13 protein-coding genes are annotated in these 18,124 nt (G+C 72.3%); 3 read left to right on the top strand and 10 right to left on the bottom strand.

Going from position 1 to position 18,124, the window contains the following annotated elements:
- Positions 1-15 precede the first annotated feature (15 nt).
- The gene (locus ACZ4W5_RS19885; protein WP_465655862.1) at positions 16-2,778 is read left to right on the top strand and encodes an alkaline phosphatase family protein; all 2,763 of its coding nucleotides are present in this window, start codon (positions 16-18) and stop codon (positions 2,776-2,778) included.
- On the opposite strand, the gene ACZ4W5_RS19880 is transcribed toward ACZ4W5_RS19885, so the two are convergent.
- Both ACZ4W5_RS19880 and ACZ4W5_RS19875 read right to left on the bottom strand, forming a co-directional pair.
- Positions 2,748-3,344, bottom strand: coding sequence for a GNAT family N-acetyltransferase (locus ACZ4W5_RS19880; protein WP_465655861.1), 597 nt, complete (start codon positions 3,342-3,344; stop codon positions 2,748-2,750). The two genes, ACZ4W5_RS19885 and ACZ4W5_RS19880, sit on opposite strands and share 31 nt — an antisense overlap.
- The gene (locus ACZ4W5_RS19875; protein WP_465655859.1) at positions 3,338-3,805 is read right to left on the bottom strand and encodes a rhodanese-like domain-containing protein; all 468 of its coding nucleotides are present in this window, start codon (positions 3,803-3,805) and stop codon (positions 3,338-3,340) included. The genes ACZ4W5_RS19880 and ACZ4W5_RS19875 overlap by 7 nt, the downstream gene beginning before the upstream one ends.
- Before the next feature lie 175 nt (positions 3,806-3,980).
- Here ACZ4W5_RS19875 and ACZ4W5_RS19870 point away from each other — a divergent pair, with 175 nt between their 5' ends.
- Complete coding sequence (locus tag ACZ4W5_RS19870; RefSeq protein WP_465655858.1) at positions 3,981-5,042, top strand: hypothetical protein; 1,062 nt, start codon at positions 3,981-3,983, stop codon at positions 5,040-5,042.
- A 21-nt stretch (positions 5,043-5,063) separates the two neighbouring features.
- Here the strand turns inward: ACZ4W5_RS19870 and ACZ4W5_RS19865 are convergent, their stop codons facing one another.
- From ACZ4W5_RS19865 to ACZ4W5_RS19835, 7 genes are all read right to left on the bottom strand, one after another.
- Positions 5,064-6,251, bottom strand: a complete 1,188-nt coding sequence (locus ACZ4W5_RS19865; RefSeq protein WP_465655856.1) for an aminotransferase class V-fold PLP-dependent enzyme — start codon at positions 6,249-6,251, stop codon at positions 5,064-5,066.
- A gap of 13 nt (positions 6,252-6,264) precedes the next feature.
- A complete protein-coding gene (locus ACZ4W5_RS19860; RefSeq protein ID WP_465655854.1) occupies positions 6,265-7,593 on the bottom strand; it encodes a pyridoxal-phosphate dependent enzyme in 1,329 nt (442 codons plus the stop codon).
- Positions 7,590-9,140, bottom strand: coding sequence for a Y4yA family PLP-dependent enzyme (locus tag ACZ4W5_RS19855; protein WP_465655852.1), 1,551 nt, complete (start codon positions 9,138-9,140; stop codon positions 7,590-7,592). The genes ACZ4W5_RS19860 and ACZ4W5_RS19855 overlap by 4 nt, the downstream gene beginning before the upstream one ends.
- Positions 9,141-9,348: 208 nt before the next feature.
- A complete protein-coding gene (locus ACZ4W5_RS19850; protein ID WP_360236893.1) occupies positions 9,349-10,128 on the bottom strand; it encodes a class I SAM-dependent methyltransferase in 780 nt (259 codons plus the stop codon).
- Between the two features lie 298 nt (positions 10,129-10,426).
- Entirely contained in the window at positions 10,427-14,014 is a 3,588-nt protein-coding gene (gene dnaE, locus ACZ4W5_RS19845) for a DNA polymerase III subunit alpha (RefSeq protein ID WP_465655851.1), read from the bottom strand.
- Positions 14,015-14,207: 193 nt separating this feature from the next.
- Complete coding sequence (locus ACZ4W5_RS19840; RefSeq protein ID WP_465655849.1) at positions 14,208-14,897, bottom strand: phosphonatase-like hydrolase; 690 nt, start codon at positions 14,895-14,897, stop codon at positions 14,208-14,210.
- A 5-nt stretch (positions 14,898-14,902) separates the two neighbouring features.
- Positions 14,903-15,664, bottom strand: coding sequence for a GntR family transcriptional regulator (locus ACZ4W5_RS19835; protein WP_465655847.1), 762 nt, complete (start codon positions 15,662-15,664; stop codon positions 14,903-14,905).
- A gap of 163 nt (positions 15,665-15,827) precedes the next feature.
- On the opposite strand from ACZ4W5_RS19835, the gene ACZ4W5_RS19830 reads away from it, so the two are divergent.
- Positions 15,828-17,027, top strand: a complete 1,200-nt coding sequence (locus ACZ4W5_RS19830) for a TIGR03364 family FAD-dependent oxidoreductase (RefSeq protein WP_465655846.1) — start codon at positions 15,828-15,830, stop codon at positions 17,025-17,027.
- A gap of 146 nt (positions 17,028-17,173) precedes the next feature.
- Here the strand turns inward: ACZ4W5_RS19830 and ACZ4W5_RS19825 are convergent, their stop codons facing one another.
- Entirely contained in the window at positions 17,174-17,941 is a 768-nt protein-coding gene (locus ACZ4W5_RS19825; protein WP_465655844.1) for a maleylpyruvate isomerase family mycothiol-dependent enzyme, read from the bottom strand.
- Positions 17,942-18,124: the final 183 nt, after the last annotated feature.

Here is an 18,124-nt window from a genome sequence, read left to right as displayed (position 1 = left end):
CGAAGGGCTGACGCCATGCAGGTAACGCGTCGTCGACGAGTCCAGCGGGAGCACCCCGTGCTCCTCGGCCGCCGGGTAGCACGCCGGACAGGCCGCCGGGCCACCCTGGCCACGGCGTGCATCACGGCGGTGGCCGTGGCCACGGGCACCGCTTTCGCGACCACCCACCAGTTCGGCACCGACCAGGTCGGCCAGGTCACCGCCGACGGCCAGGTGATATCCAGCGACCAGTACATCGCCCCGTACGGCGACCGCCTGGTCATCAACAACGGCAAGCTGATGGGCTCCCGGGTCAGCCCGGACGGCACCCACCTGGCCGCCTCGCTGGCCGACGGCGACGCCTCGCTGGTCGTGGTCGACCTCAGGACCGGCAAGGTGCAGCAGCGCGCCGGCAAGGCCAAGACCGCCGACCTGCACCTGACCGACGGCTCGGTCGGCCAGGAGGCACCGGTCTACTCGCCGGACGGCAAGCAGCTGTGGCTCGGCCAGCTGGACGGCTACACCAGGTTCACCGTGCAGGCCGACGGCTCGCTGGCCGACCCGGTGCGGATCGCCATCCCGGCCGACGGCAGCAGGCACGCGCTGGCCTCCGGCGCGGTGTTCTCGGCCGACGGCTCGACGGTCTACGCGGCCGTCAACGGCCAGAACCGGGTGGTCGAGATCAACGCGGCCACCGGCGCGCTCGGGCAGAGCTGGACGACCGGCAACGCACCGCGCGGCATCGTGCAGGTCGGGCGGAAGCTGTACGTCAGCAACGAGGGCGGCCGGGCCGCCACCGCCGACGACGACACGCTGAACTCCTACGGCACCCAGGTGCCGGCCGACCCGGACACCGGGGCCACCACCACGGGCACCGTCAGTGTGATCGACCTGGCGAACCGCTCCGCCGCCGTCGGGTCCATCGAGGTCGGCCTGCACCCGACGGCCGTGTACGCCAAGGGCGGGACGGTCTTCGTCGCGGACACCTCCTCCGACCAGGTGTCCGTGATCGACACGGCGCGGGGCAAGGTGGTGCAGCGCATCTCCACCAAACCCTGGCCGGAGGCCTCGGTGGGCTACGAGCCCACCGCGATCACGCTCACCGACGACGGGCGCCTGCTGGTCACCCTCGGCCGGGCCAACGCGGTGGCCGTCTACCGCTTCACCAGCGCCCAGGAGCCGGTGAGCTACGTCGGCCTGCTGCCCACCGACTACTTCCCGGCGGAGATCACCACCGTCGGCGCCAAGGTGGTCGTCTCCAACACCCGCGGCATCGACGCGCGCCGCCCCAACTCCACCGGCGCCCACAACACCCACGACACCACCTCCAGCCTGACGCAGTTCACCCTGCCATCCGACCAGGAGATCCGCTCCCGGACGGACCAGGTCTTCCGGCAGAACGGCTGGACCAAGGGCGCCGTGCGGACGGCGGACGGGCACAAGGCGAAGCCCGTCGCCGTGCCGGCCCGGATCGGCGACCCGTCGACGATCAAGCACGTCTTCCTGATCGTCAAGGAGAACCGGACCTACGACCAGGTCTTCGGCGACATCGGCAAGGGCAACGGCGACCCGAAGCTGGCCCAGTTCGGGGCCAACGTCACGCCCAACCAGCAGGCGCTGGCCAAGCAGTTCGGGCTCTACGACAACACCTACGATATCGGCACCAACTCCGCCGAGGGCCACAACTGGCTGATGCAGGCGGACAATCCGGAGTACACCGAGTCCTCGGCCGGGGAGTACGAGCGCAGTTACGACACCGAGGACGACGCCCTCGGCCACCAGCGCACGGGCTTCCTGTGGACCGGCGCCCAGGCGGCCGGCCAGGACGTGCGCGACTTCGGCGAGTTCCACCAGTTCCTCACCAAGCCCGACGGCGCGACCTGGCAGAACCTGTACTGCGACGCGAAGAACATGGACGCGACGGGTGACGACACCGCCTACCCGCTCAACTCCTCCTCGCCGATCCCCTCGCTCAACGACGTGTCGGTGCCCGGCTTCCCGAAGTTCGACACCGACGTCCCGGACGTCTACCGCTACCAGATCTGGAAGCAGGACTTCGAGCAGAACGGCCCGGCGGCCCTCAACATGCTGTGGCTGTCCAGCGACCACACCGGCGGTCCGGCCGCACCGGCCGCCCAGGTCGCCGACAACGACCTCGCGGTCGGGAAGATCGTCCAGGAGATCTCGCACAGCGAGTACTGGAAGGACACCGCGATCTTCGTGGTCGAGGACGACTCCCAGGCCGGCCTCGACCACGTCGACGGCCACCGCGCCCCGATCCAGATCATCAGCCCCTGGGCGCAGCACGGCGCCGTCGACAGCCGCTACTACTCGCAGATCACCATGGTCCGCACCATCGAGCAGATCCTCGGGATCCACCCGATGAACCAGAAGGACAGTGCGGCCAGCCCGATGACCACCGCGTTCACCGACAAGCCGGACCTCACCCCGTTCGACGCGGTGCCCAACCGCACCTCGCTGACCGACGGCCTCAAGACCCCGCCGTCCTGCGGCCTCGACGTGCCCGGTGCCCCGGACGCGAACGCGGCGGCGGCGCCGGTGACCACCGCCCCGCCGGCGGCCGAGCGGCAGGTCGCGGCCCAGTGGGAGGACTGGAAGTCCAAGCAGCAGCTGACCGGCCCGAACGCGGCGCCGGACCGGGCCAACCCGGCCCAGATGAACCACCTGACCTGGTACCAGACGCACAACTGGCGGACCCCGTACCCGGGCGAGGACACGATCCACGCCCCGAACGACGTCCCCGGCGCCTACCTCCCCTCCGCGGAGAACGACGGCTGACACCCCCGGCCGACGCCCCCGGCCACACCCCTGAGCGGCCCCCGGCCCGGCCTCCCCGCCGGCCCGGGGCCCGCCCCGGTGGCCCCGGCGTCGAGGACCGCCGCGAGGGAGAACCTGACCTTGGGGCGGCCCACGGCGCCTGCCCGGTGGTAGAAGCGGATGGCGTCGGTGTTCCAGTCGGGCGTCTGCCACTGCAGCTGCGCTGCGCCCAGTTCTGCCGCCGCCTTCCGGACGGCGTCGAGCAGGGCGCGGCCACACCCTCCGCCCCGGTGTGCCTCGGCGACGAACAGGCAGTCCAGGTGGACGTACTCGGCGGCCTGCCAGGTGGAGAACTCCCTGGAGTAGCTCGCGTAGCCGGTCAACTCGCCGCCGTGGTCGACCACCAGGCACCACGCCCGCGGCCGTGCGGCGAACAGTGCGGGCTCCAGCCGGGCGGCGAGGTCCGCGGGCACCGGCTCGGCGCGCTCGTAGGCGGCGTGCTCGGCGCAGAGCCGGGCGAGCGCGGGCAGGTCGGCCGGGGTGGCCGGGCGGATGGTGCCGCCCGGCCGTGCGGTGGCGCTCAGCATGCGCAGGAGATGCCCGAGCGCGGGGCGGTCAGGTCGTCGACGGGGCGGCTCTCGGGGCCGGTGGCGGTGTCGTATGCGAAGCCCTCGCGGACCCAGTACTCGAAGCCGCCGAGCATCTCCTTGACGGGGTAGCCGAGCCGGGCGAAGGCCAGGGCTGCCCGGGTGGCGCCGTTGCAGCCGGGGCCCCAGCAGTAGGTGACCACGGTCTGGGTGGCCGGGTCGATCAACTGCGGGGCGAGCTCGGCGATCCGCGCGGTGGGGATGTGCACGGCGCCGGGGATGTGGCCCTGGTTCCAGGCGACCTCGCTGCGGGTGTCGACCACCACCACGCCGGACACTCCGGAGGCCAGGTCGGCGTGGACGTCGGAGACGTCCGCCTCGAAGGCGAGCCGGGCGGCGTAGTGGGCGGCGGCCTCGGCCGGGGTGGCGGCGGGGACGTTCAGGACGGCGCTGGCGGACATGGGAGGACCTCGGTCTCTGCTGGTCGGGTGGGGTTTCGGTGGGCCGTTCCGGGCTTCCCCGGTCGGCGTTGGCTCCATCCTCCGGCCCCGGGGCCCATCCCCACGAGTGGCGTGAACGCCGTAGGTCGTCAAGATCCCGCCAGCGGCCGTGGGCCCGCCGCGAGAGGATGGCGGTGTGACGATCACACCCGAGCTGGTGGCCAGCTACCCGATCCCGGACCCGGCCGGTACCCGGACCCTCCTCGACCCCAGCGGCCCCGTTCCCCGGCTGCACGTCCGCAGCGCCGAAGCGCTGCGCCTCTACGAACTCGGCGAACAGGCCGAACTCGCGGCCGAGTTCCCGGCCCCGTCCCCCGAGCTGTGGTCGCGGACCTGGCCGGCCCCCGACCTCTCCTTCGCCGTCTTCGGCACCCCGAGCGGGTACGTCGCGGTCGCCCGGGACGGCCGAACGCTCTGGCGGCAGCCGTACGGCACCTGGGAGGTGGACCGCTGGGGGTACGTCGCGTTCACGCCGGCCGGGCCCGGCCGGGAACCCCGCACCTGGCTGCGGCTGCCCTCCGGTCTGCCCGACAGCACCCTGCTGCTCACCCTGGACACCGACGGGGCGGTGCTGGCCCGGAGCGTGCTCCGGTGCGGCGGCTACGAGCGGTTCGTCAGCCTGCTGCTGGACGAGTGCGGCGAGGTCACCGGGGTGAAGGTGTCCGGCGGAGGCGAGGCTGACACCCGCTACCGGGCGGGCTGGGAGTCCGGCGCCGTCGTCCTGGGCGGGCGGATGCCGCAGGACGCGGAGGCCGGCCACCTCCCGGCCGAGCGCGAGTACCTGGGCGCGTCCCCGCGGCAGACCCGCTGCATGAGCGTCGACCGGAGGGGACGGGACGTCAGCTGGCACGAGCTGCCCTCCTACCGGGTCATCGCCTCGCTGCGGCTGAGCGACTTCCCGGCCCCCGGCACCGGCGACTGCTCGGTGCACAACGACCCGTCCATCTCCTCCTGGAGCGGGTTCGTGGACGACGACACGGCGATGGTGACGCTCCACAACACCTACGACGAGGCTGCGGTGTACGTCTTCGGCGAGGAGCGCTGGCGCGAGCACAGCCACTGGCTCGCCGACCCCGCCACCGGCACCCTGCACGGCCGCGTCGAGTACCCGATGCCCGAGGTCGACGAGGTGATCCCGCTCGGTGACGGCACCTGGATCAGCAGGGACTGGAACACCTACCACCGCTGGCGCCGCTGAGCGCCCCTGCCACGGCCCGGGCTACAGGTCGGGCAGGACGGCCAGCAGCCGGTCGATCTCCTCGGGGGAGTTGTAGGCGTGCAGGCTGACCCGGACCGAGGTGTCGGTCTCGCCGGCGCGGCCCTGGCAGTGGCCGTCGGCGCGGACCATCAGGCCGTGGCTGGCGAGGACGAAGCCGAGGTCGTTGGAGGGGATCGCGCGGTGCCGGAAGGTGACGATGGCCTCGCGGCGCTGCACCGGGGAGTCGGCGGCCAGGCTCCGTTCGCAGCCGAGCACCCGGTAGGCGTCGGAGCCGCGCAGGCCGTCGGTGAGGCGGCCGGCCAGGGCGGTGGTCCAGCGCTGGATGCGGTCGGTGCCGGCGGCGTCGAGCCAGTCCAGGGCGGCCTCCAGGCCGGCGATCCCACAGGTGTTGGGGGTGCCGCTCCAGCCGCCGGGGCGGAACTCCGGACCGCGGGTGTTGCGGGCCCAGATCGCGCCGGTGCCGGGCAGGGCGAGCGCCTTGTGGCCGGAGAAGACCACGAAGTCGACGTCGAGCCGGCCGACGTCCACGGGCAGGTGGCCGACGCTCTGCGCCGCGTCCAGGCAGATCGGTACGTCGGGGCCGACGGCGGCCCGGATCCGGTGGACGTTCATGTCGGCGCCGTACACGTGGTGGACGTGGGTGGCGGCGACGAACGCCGTCCGCTCGGTGACGAGTCCGGGCAGCGCCCGGTGGTCGTAGTCGTGCGAGGCCGGGTCGTACGGGAGTTCGCGGACCCGGACGCGCACGCCGCGTTCGGCGAGCAGTTGCTGCGCCTCCAGCCAGGGCAGGGCGTTGGCCTGGTGGTCGGCGAACGGCACGATGATCTCGTCGCCGTCCCGCAGGTGCCGGGGGAGCCAGTCCCGGGCCACCGCGCGCAGGCCCTCGGTGGTGCCGCCGACGAAGTGCACGCCGGAGGGCTGCCCGGGCGCCGGGTCGCCGAGGAAGGCGGCGACCCGGGTGCGGGTGCGTTCGACCAGTGCGGTGGTGGCGTTGGCCCAGGTGTAGGTGCCGCGCCCGGCGTTGGCGTTGGCGGTGGTGAGGTAGCGGTGGACGGCGTCGAGCACCGCCCGCGGCTTCTGGGCGGTGGCCGCGCTGTCCAGGTAGGCCTGCTCGGGGGCGCCGGTGATGATCGGGAACTGCTCCCGCAACTCCCGGTGCCAGCCTTCCAGTTCGTCGAGAGTGCTCATTCGCGGCCTCCGCTCAGTCCCGGACCAGCGGCGCGCCCGCGTCGCGCCAGTCGATGATGCCGCCCGCCAGACTGCGGGCGTCCTGGTGCCCCATCCGGGTGAGCAGCGCGGCGTACCGGACCGACTTCTCGCCGACCGGACAGGCCAGCAGGACGGGCTGGCGGGTGCCGAACGGCAGGCCGCCGTGCAGGAGTTCGTCGAACAGCTCGTCGACGATGTTGACCGAGCCCTCGATGTGCAGCGCGGCGTAGGCGAAGGGGCCGCGCAGGTCGATCACCAACGGGTGCTCCTCGGCGATCCACTTGCGGGCGGCGTCCACGTCGACGGCCCGGGCGGCGGCCAGTTCGGCCTCGGTCAGGGTGCCCACCGAGTTCGGCCGGGCGGGCCGCTCGAACAGTTCGGGGCGGCGGTCGCGGACGTAGCCGAGGTAGCTCTCGACCCGGTCGCAGACGATGAACACGGCCGTCCGGCGCTCCTCGGTGTCCGCCAACTCGGCGTCCAGGGCGCGGAGGTGGCGCAGCGCGCCGTAGTAGGCGCCGCCGCCGGTCGGGCCGGCCAGCAGGCCGCAGCGGCGGACCAGGGTGAGCATCCCGTCGATGGCCTGCTCGGCGGTCACCGACGCGATGCTGTCGTAGGTGTCGGGGTCGAACAGGCCGACCTCGTGCACCTCGTCGATGGTGCGGATGCCGGGGATGAAGTCGGACTTGTGGGCGACCAGTCCGAGCACCTCGACCGCCGGGTTGTGGGCGCGCAGCACGGTCGCCACGCCGGTGGAGGAGCCGGCGGTGCCGACGCAGGCGATGAAGACGTCCGGGGCGCGGCCGTCGAGGTCGCGGACGATCTCCGGCCCAGTGCCGGTGAGGTGGGCGTCGAGGTTGAGCGGGTTGAAGTACTGGTCGGTGTGCAGGTAGCCGGATCCGGCCGTGGAGAGCATCCGGTGGATGCGGGTGAGCGGGTCGTCGGTGTCGGTGGGGTCGAGGCACTCGGCGCGGCCGGGCAGCTCCTCGATCTCGGCGCCGAGCAGCAGCAGGAGGTCCTTGATCTCGGGGACCTTCATCCGGTTGGTGACGCTCTTGAACGGCAGTCCGTGCATGCCGGCGATCAGCGCGAGCGCCTTGGCGGTGTTGCCGCTGGAGAGTTCCACGACGGTGTCGCCGCGGGCGACGGCGGCGGGGAGCGCCTCGCGGGTCATGTTCCAGGCGGCGCGGTCCTTGACCGAGCCGAAGGGGTTGAGCAGTTCGAGCTTGGCGTACAGGTCGATGTTCCGCAGACCGGTCACGGCCGGGTCGATCCGGACCAGCGGGGTGTCGCCGATCGCGTCGGTGATGCTGTCGTACCTCATGCCCGTCCGTCCCCCTGGGGTGTCGCGGCCCCCGTGGCGTCGAGGGGCCAGTACTGCTCGTCGAGGCGCCAGTGCCAGGCGCCGTCCTGCCGGTAGGCGGCGACCTTGCGGGCGACGGGCTGCCGGATGGGCCCGCCGGCGTTGAAGTCCATCAGGTAGCCCGCGGTGTTGGCGAAGGCGAGCAGGTCGCCGGGGGCGGGGAGGCGGGGGAGGTGGACCACCCGACGGGTGATCAGGTCCGCCTCCAGGCAGAGGTTGCCGAGCAGGTGGACGCCCACCGGGCTTCCCGAGCCGTCGGACGGAGCGGGCCCGCCGGAGCGGGGGATCAGCACCGGGTCCATCAGCACCCCGTGGTCCTCCAGCCCGGCGTCCCGGGCGTTCATCTCCAACCGCACCAGCCGGGGGCCGTCCGGGCCGTCCGGCCCCCGCCGCACCTCCAGGACGCGGGCGAGGGTGGCCCCGCACTGGTCGACCAGCGCCCGGCCGGGTTCGACGGCCAGGTCGTACATGTTCTCCAGCAGCAGGGTGGCCAGCGGCCGGCCGAGGGTGGGCGCCGGGTGGGAGAGCAGTTCGTCCAGGTAGGCCTCGGCGGCCACCGGGCGGTGCGCCGGGTACAGGCCCAGGGCGCCGCGCAGGGTGCCGGACTCGTTGCGCAGCCCGTAGCCGTGCCCCTGCCAGGTGAGCGGGGGCCGCCGGCCCAGGACGGCGTCGGTCAGTTCGGTGGTGTACCGCTCCCACTGGGCGGCGTCGGCCAGGTAGTTGACGCCGAAGCCGCCGCCGATGTCGATGGTGCGGGGGTGCAGGCCGCGGCGGTGGCAGTCGTCCATGATCCGGATGCAGGCTTCCAGGGCGACGGCCTTCTCGGTGATGCCGGTGGTGTCCAAATGGTAGGCGACACCGGTGAGTTCGACGGTGTCACGGTGGCGTTCGAGGGCGTCCAGCAGTTCGTCGAGTTCGTCGGCCGGGACGCCGAAGCGGCTCGGCCGGGTGAGGACGGTGACGCCGGGCGAGCGGAAGCCGGAGAGTCGGGGCATCACGGGCACCCGGGGGAGGGCGTGCTTGCGCACCAGGTCGGCCAGCTCGTCGAGTTCGGCCAGCGAGTCCAGGTGGACGGTGGCGCCGGTGCGGGCGGCCAGCCAGAGGAACTCGCGGTTCTTGGGGCCGGTGGCCATGATCCGCCCGGGGGCGCAGCCGGCGCCGAGGGCGTGCTGGAGCTCGCCGAGGGAGGCGGCGTCGATCCCGGCGTCGAGCCCGGTCTCCGATCTGGTGCCCGGTCCGGTGCCCGGCCCGGCGTCGGTGGCGGCGAGCCGACGGACCAGGGCGCTGGAGCGGTTGGCCTTGTGGGCGAAGTAGATCCGCCCGGTGAGGCGGTGCTTGCGGTAGACGGACCGGAAGCGGGCCAGGTTGTCGGCGAACTGTTCGGGCAGCAGCAGGTTGAGCGGTGACCCGAGCGCGTCGACCAGGGTGTGCAGGAGGTCGGTGGTGTCCAGCAGGGATCGGAGCCGTGGCTCCAGCCGTGGTTCCAGGTACAGCGGTGAGGGCCGCATGGCGTTCAGCTTCCCGTCGGTGGTCCGGGGTGAGGGGCACACGGCACGCCGACGGGCTGCCCCGGCCGGTCGACGACCGAGGGAAACGGTAACTGTTTTCAGTTTGAATCAACAGCGATTTCTGTCACGCCATAGCAAAGACTGTGCCAATACGAACGCACCCAATCCGTTTGTGACAACAGGAAGTTGGGTCCGCGGTCAACTCCCGTCAGCGCACCGCCACCAGGACGGAGCTGGCGCCGTACTGCCAGACCGATCCGGCCTGGCGGAAGCCCGCCAGCCGTAGCAGTCCGGCGTGCTGGGCGGCGGACAGGCCGTTGCCGTCGCCCTCGCTGGGCGGCAGCTGCCGCTCGCGGGCCGCCAGCAGTTCGGCGAACTCCGGGATCCGGCGGGCGGCGTCCCACCACTGCGACCAGTCCTCGGCGCCGCCGACGCCCCGGCGCTGGGAGCGGCGCCGGCCGATCGCCAGCGCGAGCTCGGCGAGGGAGGGCTCCTCGGGGATCAGGTGGTCGCCGTTGACCAGGACGGCGCCGGGCCGCAGCGCGCCCGCGAGGTCACGGTAGATCCCGAGCAGCGCCTCCGGCGGCGGGTAGTGCAGCGCGGTGGAGGAGAGCACGGCGTCCAGCGGACGGTCGAGCCCGAGGTCCTCGATCCAGCCGGGGCGCCCGATCAGGGTCTCCACCCAGCGGGTCACCCGGGGGTGTCCGGCCCGGCCGAGCGCGAGCAGCAGCGGGTCGATGTCGACGGCGACGACCTCGGCGTGCGGCAGCCGTTCGGCGACCCGCGCGGAGAGCGAGCCGGGACCGCTGCCGAGGTCCGCGATCAGCGGCCGGGCGCGGTGGCCGACGACCTGCTCCACCACGTCGACCATGACGGTGAACCGCTCCTCGCGCCCCACCGCGTACCGCTCCTGCTGGCGCTCCCAGCGTTCCAGCCAGGCCCCGGCCAGGCTCGCGTCCACCGGCATCCCGACTCCCGCTGTGTCCATGCGCATTCGCGTTCCCCGTTTCGATGCCAATGTGTGTCATGTCCATACGGATTGGCAATGGAATCGACCGGCACGATCCACTGCCCGCGCCATAATGATATCCGTTTTCATCTGGGGCTCGTGCGACCACGGGAATTCACGAAGCGCCCGCCCGAGCGGGGCGGGACCGAGCGGGGCGGGACCGAGCGGGGAGGGTCAGGGTCGGGGTGGGGCGGGCCGGGGCCGGCGTGGAGCGGGCCGGGGCCGGGGCGAAGCGCAGCAGCGCCCCGACCCGACCCCGGCCCGTCCGGCGGCGCCCCTACCGCCCGGCGGGCTGCTCCGCGGCGGCGCGTACGGCCGCGCCCGCCCAGGCGCGGTTGCCGAGCAGGGTCTTGACGTCCGAGGCGAGCCCGTTGTCGGGGTTCACCCGGAAGCCCAGCTCGTACAGGGTGTTCTTGTCCCAGTTGGTGGTGAGCAGCCGGATCGGGACGTCCCCGGGGTGGGCCTGGAGGGCGAGCTTGAGCTCGGCGACCACCTCGGGCGTGATCCGGGAGGCCGGGACGGTGATCTGGACCGGCGGCTTGGTGCCGAGCTCGGCGGAGGAGACGTCCAGGGTGGTGATCTCCTGGCCGAAGATGCTCAGCGAGCCGTCGCGCTCGTTGAGGCGGCCGCGGACCGAGATGACGTTGTCCTCGATCATCTGCTCGGCCATCAGGTTGTAGGTGGCCGGGAAGAACAGCACCTCGACCGAGCCGTCGCGGTCGGACAGGGTGATGATCGCCCAGGCGTTGCCCGCCTTGTTGATCCGCCGGTCCACGCCGGTGATCAGCCCGGAGAGCCGGACCTCGCCCTCGGAGCGGCCGGAGCCGAGGAGTTCGGCGATCGAGGTGTCGCGGTTCTGGGAGAGGATGTGCTCGGCGCCGTCCAGCGGGTGGCTGGAGACGTACAGGCCGAGCATCTCGCGCTCCAGGGCGAGGAGTTGGCGTCGGGGCCACTCGTTCTCGGTGAGCTGGAAGTCCAGCCCGATGGCGGGCGCGCCGTCGCCGCCGTCCAGGGCGCCGAACAGGTCGTCCTGCCCGATGGCCTGCTGCTTCTTGACCCCGGTGACGGCGTCGATGGCGCTCTCGTGGACGCTGCTGAGCGAGAGCCGGGTGTGCCCGAGCGAGTCGAAGGCGCCGGCCTTGATCAGCGAGTCGATGGTGCGCTTGTTGCAGACCACCAGCTCGACCTTGTCCAGGAAGTCGGCGAAGGAGGTGTACTTGCCCTTCTCGTCGCGGGTCCCGACCAGGGATTCGATCACCGGCACGCCGACGTTGCGCACGGCCTTGAGGCCGAAGCGGACGTCGCTGCCGACGGCGGTGAAGTCGACCACCGACTCGTTGACGTCGGGGGAGAGGATCTTGATGCCCATCTGCCGGCACTCGGCCAGGTAGACGGCCATCTTGTCCTTGTCGTCGGCGACCGAGGTGAGCAGCGCCGCCATGTACTCGGCCGGGTAGTTGGCCTTGAGGTAGGCGGTCTGGTACGAGACCAGGCCGTACGCGGCGGAGTGCGATTTGTTGAACGCGTAGCCGGCGAACGGGACCAGGACGTCCCACACCGCCTGGATCGCCTCGTCGGAGTAGCCGCGCTCCTTGCAGCCCGCGTGGAAGGGCACGAACTCCTTCTCCAGCACCTCCTTCTTCTTCTTGCCCATCGCGCGGCGCAGCAGGTCTGCCTGTCCGAGCGAGTAGCCGGCCAGCACCTGGGCGGCTCGCTGCACCTGCTCCTGGTAGACGATCAGGCCGTAGGTGGGGCCGAGGACGTCCTTGAGCGGCTCCTCCAGCTCGGGGTGGATCGGGATGATCTCCTGCTGGGCGTTCTTGCGCAGCGCGTAGTTGGTGTGCGAGTTCATGCCCATCGGGCCGGGCCGGTACAGCGCGGAGACGGCGGAGATGTCGGCGAACTCGGTGGGCTTCATCAGCTTGAGCAGGGCGCGCATGGGGCCGCCGTCGAGCTGGAACACGCCCAGGGTGTCGCCGCGGGCGAGCAGCTGGTACGTGGTGGGGTCGTCGATCGGGATCTTCTCGATGTCGACGTCGATGCCCCGGTTGGCCTTCACGATCTTGATGCAGTGGTCGATGATGCCCAGGTTCCGCAGACCCAGGAAGTCCATCTTGATCAGGCCCATGGCTTCGCACGACGGGTAGTCGAAGCCGGTGATGATCACGCCGTCCTTGTCCCGCATGTGCAGCGGGATCAGGTCGAGCAGCGGGGTCGAGGAGAGGATGACGGCCGCGGCGTGCACGCCGGTGCCGCGGATCAGGCCCTCGATGCCGCGCCCGGTGTCGATGATCTTCTTGACGTCGGGCTCGTTCTGGTACAGCGCCCGGATCTCGGTGCCCTCGTTGTACCGGGGGTGCTTCTCGTCGAACAGGTCGGCCAGCGGCACGCCCTTGCCCATGACGTCCGGCGGCATCGCCTTGGTGATCCGGTCGCCCATCGCGAACGGGTAGCCGAGGATGCGGTTGGCGTCCTTCACGGCCGCCTTGGCCTTGATGGTGCCGAAGGTGTTCACCTGGGCCGTGTACGCGGCGCCGTACTTCTCGGTCACGTAGCGGACCATCTGGTCGCGCTGGCGGTCGTCGAAGTCGATGTCGACGTCGGGGGGGTTGATGCGCTCGGGGTTGAGGAAGCGCTCGAACAGCAGGTCGTGCTCCAGCGGGTCCAGCTGGGTGATGCCGGTGAGGTAGGCGACCATCGAGCCCGCCGCCGAGCCACGGCCGGGGCCGACCGGGATGCCGTTGTCCCGCCCGTACTGGCAGATGTCGGCGACCACGAGGAAGTAGGCGTCGAACCCCATCGGGGTGATGACGCCCATCTCCAGCTCGATCCGGTCCAGCACCTCCTGGCTCGGGCTGTCGCCGTACCGGTGCTTGAGCCCGATCTCGATCTTCTTGCGCAGGTAGGAGGCCTGGGTCTCGCCCTCGGGCACGTCGAACTGGGGCATCCGGTCGACGTAGGTGAAGACCTCCTCGTACGACTCGATCCGCTCGGCGATCGCGAGGGTGTTGTCGCAGGCCTCCGGCAGCTCGCGGAAGAGCTCGCGCATCTCCTCGGCGGTCTTGACGTAGTAGCCGGTGCCCTGGAACTTGAACCGGTTCGGGTCGTCCTTGTTCTTGCCCACGCCGACGCAGAGCAGGCTGTCGTGGGCGTCCGCCTGGTCGGCCGTCACGTAGTGGGAGTCGTTGGTGGCCAGCAGCGGGATGTTCAGGTCCTTGGCCAGGCGCAGCAGGTCCTCGCGGACGTCCTTCTCGATGTCGAGGCCGTGGTCCATCAGCTCCAGGAAGTAGTTCTCCCTGCCGAAGATGTCCTGGTAGGCGCCGGCCGCCTTGACCGCCTCGTCGTACTGGCCGAGCCGCAGCCTGGTCTGCACCTCGCCGGAGGGGCAGCCGGTGGTGGCGATGATGCCGGTGGCGTTGGCGGCGATCAGCTCGCGGTCCATCCGGGGCTTCATGTAGTAGCCCTCCATCGACGCGAGCGAGGAGAGCTTGAAGAGGTTCCGCAGGCCGGTGGCGTTCTGCGCCCACATGGTCATGTGGGTGTAGCGGCCGCCGCCGGAGACGTCCTTGCCGCCCTCGCCGTCGGCGCCGGTGGGGCGCTGGCCGCCGGGCGACCAGAACACCTGCTTCTTGAGGAAGCGGGAGGCCGGGGCGACGTACGCCTCGATGCCGATGATCGGCTTCACCCCGGTCTTGGCGGCGGCGTGGAAGAACTCGTACGCGCCGAACATGTTGCCGTGGTCGCTCATCGCGATGGCGGGCATGCCCTGTCTCTCCGCCTCGGCGAACAGCTTTCCGTTCTTCGCCGCCCCGTCCAGCATCGAGTACTCGGTGTGGACGTGCAGGTGCGCGAAGCTGTCGGACACGGCGCTTTGCTCCTCGGTGGACCGCTGGTACGGAAGCCGCCCACGTTAGCGCCTCGGCGCTGGGGGTGCGGCATTCCGGGGGGCGGGGGCGGCGGACCCTGACGAGATCCTCTCGCCGTCTTGACACCTGCTCCCGCCGCCGGGGCGCGATCCGGTGGCGGGAGCAGCGGGAGCAGCGGGGCGAGCCGTGGGGTCAGGCCGTGGGGGAGGTCTCGGGCAGGGCGGGGATCTCGGTGACGCTCGCCAGCACGTGGGTGTGCGGGTGCCCGTCGAAGTCGGCCCGCGTGAGCTCCCCGGTCAGCACCCCGACGACCACGCCGGCCCCGGCGTTGCGGCCGGCCTCGACGTCGACCACGGTGTCCCCGGCGGTCAGCACCCGGCGGGTGTCGATCACCCCGGTCTTCTCCATCGCCCGGTGGATCATGTGCGGGGCCGGGCGGCCGCGCGGGACCTCGTCCGAGGTGACGACGGCGTCCAGGTTGCCGCCCTCGCCGGTGGACCAACCGAGCGACTCCAGCAGCGGGTGGGCGACGTCGTCGCTGAACCCGGTGGTGAGCGCGACCTTGATGCCGCGGCGGCGCAGCTCGGCCAGGGCCTCCTCGACGCCCTCGATGGCCTGCGGGGGGTTGGCGCGGTAGGCCTCGCGCAGGAACTCCGCGAAGGCCGCGTAGCTCTCCTCGACCAGCTCCGGGGTGGGGGTGCCGCCGCCGATGCGGACCAGGGCGGCGATGGCCTCGCGCTTGTCGGTGCCCATCCAGGTCTGGAGGTCGGCCTCGGCGACGGCCACCCCGTTGCGTTCGACGGCGGTGCGCAGCGCGCGGTACACGGCGCCGGACTCGTTGATGGTGGTACCGGCCATGTCCAGGGCGGCGAGCTCGATCACGGTGTTCAGTCCTCTTCGGTGCGGTAGCGGCCGATCACGGTCCGGCCTTCGACGGTGTTCTCGATGGTGAAGGTGGCCATCGCGGGCAGGTAGCGGTCGTCGGCGTACTCCAGCGGCACGCCCCGGCCGGAGGTGGTGAGCCGGCGTACCCGCAGCAGCGGGTCCCCGGTGGCGATCCGCAGGAGCTCGGCGTCGCGCGGCCCGGCGGCGACGGCGTCGATGGTGTGCCGGGCGTGGTGCAGGTCCACCTCGCGGCGCAGCAGCTCCTGGTAGACCGAGCCGGTGTCCGGGTCGAAGTCGAACAGGACCCGGCCGACCTCGTGGACGAAGGTGGAGCGTTCGAGCATGGCCGGGACGCCGTCCAGCAGCCGCAGGCGGACGAGTTCGACCACCGGCTCGCCCTCGGCGAGGCCGAGCCGGGCGGCCGCCTCCGGGGCGGCCCGGCGGCGGGCCACCTCCAGGGTGTGCTGCCCGGGCTCGCGGCCGATGCTGCGGGCCCACTGGGTGAAGGACAGGAAGGTGCCGAAGGGCTGGGAGGGCGTGGTGCGGTGGGCCACGGGCGGTTTGCCGCGTCCGCCGACCAGGCTGCCCGAACTCCGCAGCATCGCCAGGGCCTGGCGGACCGGGCCGCGGGAGGTGCCGAACTCGGCGCAGAGCTGCGACTCGCTGGGCACCGGCTCGCCCTCCGGCCACTCGCCGGACTCGATGCGGCGCAGGAACTCCGCGCCGAGCCGTTGGTGGAGAGGGAGCTCCTCACTTGTCTTCACAAGTTGACTATGACACCCCGGGCCGGAACTTCTCAAGGCCGGTCCACCTGCGGATTCCCCTGTTCGTCCAAGCTCCACCGAAGATCGTCCGGCGGGTGAACAGGGGGTGACTTGTACATACATCTCTTGACTCCGGCGCTCGCCGGCCGCTTGGCTGGAGCCCATGAGCAGCAGCACCGCATCCGCAACCACCCCCGCCGCCTCCCCCTCGCGCGACACCGCCGGCGCGCCCGGCCGCAGCGACGTGGTGATCGTCGGCGCCGGCATCGTCGGCCTGGCCCACGCCTTCGAGGCGCTCGGCAACGGACTGTCCGTCACCGTGGTGGAGCGCGACCGGCAGCCGGTCGGTGCCTCGATCCGCAACTTCGGCCACTGCTGCATCACCGCCCAGGAGGGCGAACTGCTCGGCCTGGCCCGGCGCTCCCGCTCCGGATGGCTGCGCGCCGCCGCGGCGGCCGGCTTCTGGGCCGAGGAGGCCGGCGCGCTGGTGGTGGCCCGGTCGGAGACCGAGGCGGCCGTGCTGGCCGAGCTGCGGGCCGACCGGGGCGGGGACGCCGTGCGGCTGCGCACCGCCGGGCAGACGGCCGAGGCGCTCGGTCGCGCGGACGGCGCGGCCGACGACCTGGTCGGCGGCGCGCTGCTCCCCGCAGACCTGCGGGTCAACCCGCGCGAGGCCGCGCCCGCGCTGGCCCGCTGGGTCGCCGAGCACCCGCGCGGCCGGGTGCTGTGGGGCACCGCCGTCACCGGCGTCGAGTCCGGCGCGGTGCACACCACCCGCGGCCCGGTGCAGGGCGACCGGATCCTGGTCTGTGTCGGGCACGACCTCGACTACCTGTTCCCCGACGTCGCCGAGGAGCACGAGATCGAGCGCTGCCGCCTGAGTATGGCCCGGGCCGAGGCCCCAGCCGGGTTCCGCACCAACGCGGCGGTGCTGACCGCCACCTCGATGCTCCGCTACGACGCCTTCACCACCCGGCCGTCGGCCGCTCCGCTGCGCGCCGAGGTGCTCGGCCACAGCGCGGAGCTGCTGGGGATCGGCGCCAATGTGATGTTCACCCGGCTGCCGGACGGCACCGTGCTGGTCGGCGACTCGCACCACTACGACGCCACCACCCCGCCGTTCGTCGAGGAGCGCACCTACGAGCTGCTGATCGCCGCCGTCGCCCGGGTGCTCGGCGTGCCGGACCTGCGGATCCTGGAGCGCTGGCAGGGCGTCTACGCCAGCAGTGCGCGCGGCCCGCTGCTGGTGCGCGACCTGGCCCCGGGCGTACGGGCGATCTCGGTCACCTCGGGCGTCGGGATGACCCTCTCCTTCGGCCTGGCGGCCGCGACCTTCGACGACACCCTGGCCGCGACGGACTGAGCCCTCCCGCCCGGACCGCCGGGCGGGCGGGCGGACGGGAGGTCGGCCGACCGTGCCAGTGGCCCGCCGGTGGGGTGGAACGACAGCACCGGCCGAGCCCCGACGGGCCCGGCCGGTGACGTCTCCGGACGAGTGCCCGGCGCGGCTCAGAACGCCGAGTGGGCGAACCAATGCGCCAGCAGCTCCTCGTCCCCGGCGAGCTCGACCCCGGCGGCGGCGCGGTCCAGGCGCCCGTACAGGAGCAGCAGCAGCTCGGCGGCGCCCGCCCGGACGGTGGCGTCGGCGGCCGGGCCGGAGCCGTCGGGGGCGGAGTCCTCCAGGCCGAAGCCGTCGGGGCGCAGCCGGACGAGCCAGTCGCCCTCGCCGTCGGTGCGGGTGAAGCGGATGGTCCGGTTCTCGGCGCGCAGCTCGGCCGTCCCGGGGGCGAAGAGGGTGGCGAAGGGCAGGTTGGTCAGGAACTCGGCCACGCCGTCGGCGGCGAGGGCCGGGTCGATCTCCGACTCCAGGCCGAGCGCGGTCTCGGCGTCGACGCGGTGGACCAGGGTCTCGAAGAGCATCCGGCGCACCCAGAACCGGGCGTGCTGGTCGGCGCCCCAGGCCCACATCGGCTCGTCGAGGTCGCCCTCGGCGAACGCGGCGGCGGACTCCCGGGCGGACTCGGCCAGCCAGGCCGGGTACTGCTCGACGCCCTCGGGCAGTTGCAGGTCGACGTCCCGGCTGCGCGGCGGCTGCTGGATCCGCTGCCGGAGCAGGACGGTGAACCAGCGGTGCACGCTGCCGGTGTGGCGGACGAGGTCGGCGAGCGTCCAGCCGGGGCAGCCGGGCACCGGCAGAGCCGGGTCGGCGTCCTGGACGGCGGTGACGAAGCGGGCGGTCTCGGCGGTGACGGCGGCGCCGTGGTCCAGCGGGGTCATGAGGGCTGTCTCCAGTGCTTACGAGAGTGGGTGCGCGTGCTCGCGAGCGTGGCTGTGAGGTCTCGCGGCTTCCCGGGGCGGATCGCGCCCGATGGCTTGCACTCTCAATTTTTCATCAGCTGAAACAATCGGGACGACGCTAGGCCTGAAAGGTTGAGCTTGTCAAGTAAATCTGCACAGTCG

This window comes from Kitasatospora sp. NPDC029367 (assembly GCF_055569135.1).
The sequence above is the reverse complement of the archived record's forward strand: the minus strand, read 5'-3'. Positions and strand labels throughout refer to the sequence as shown.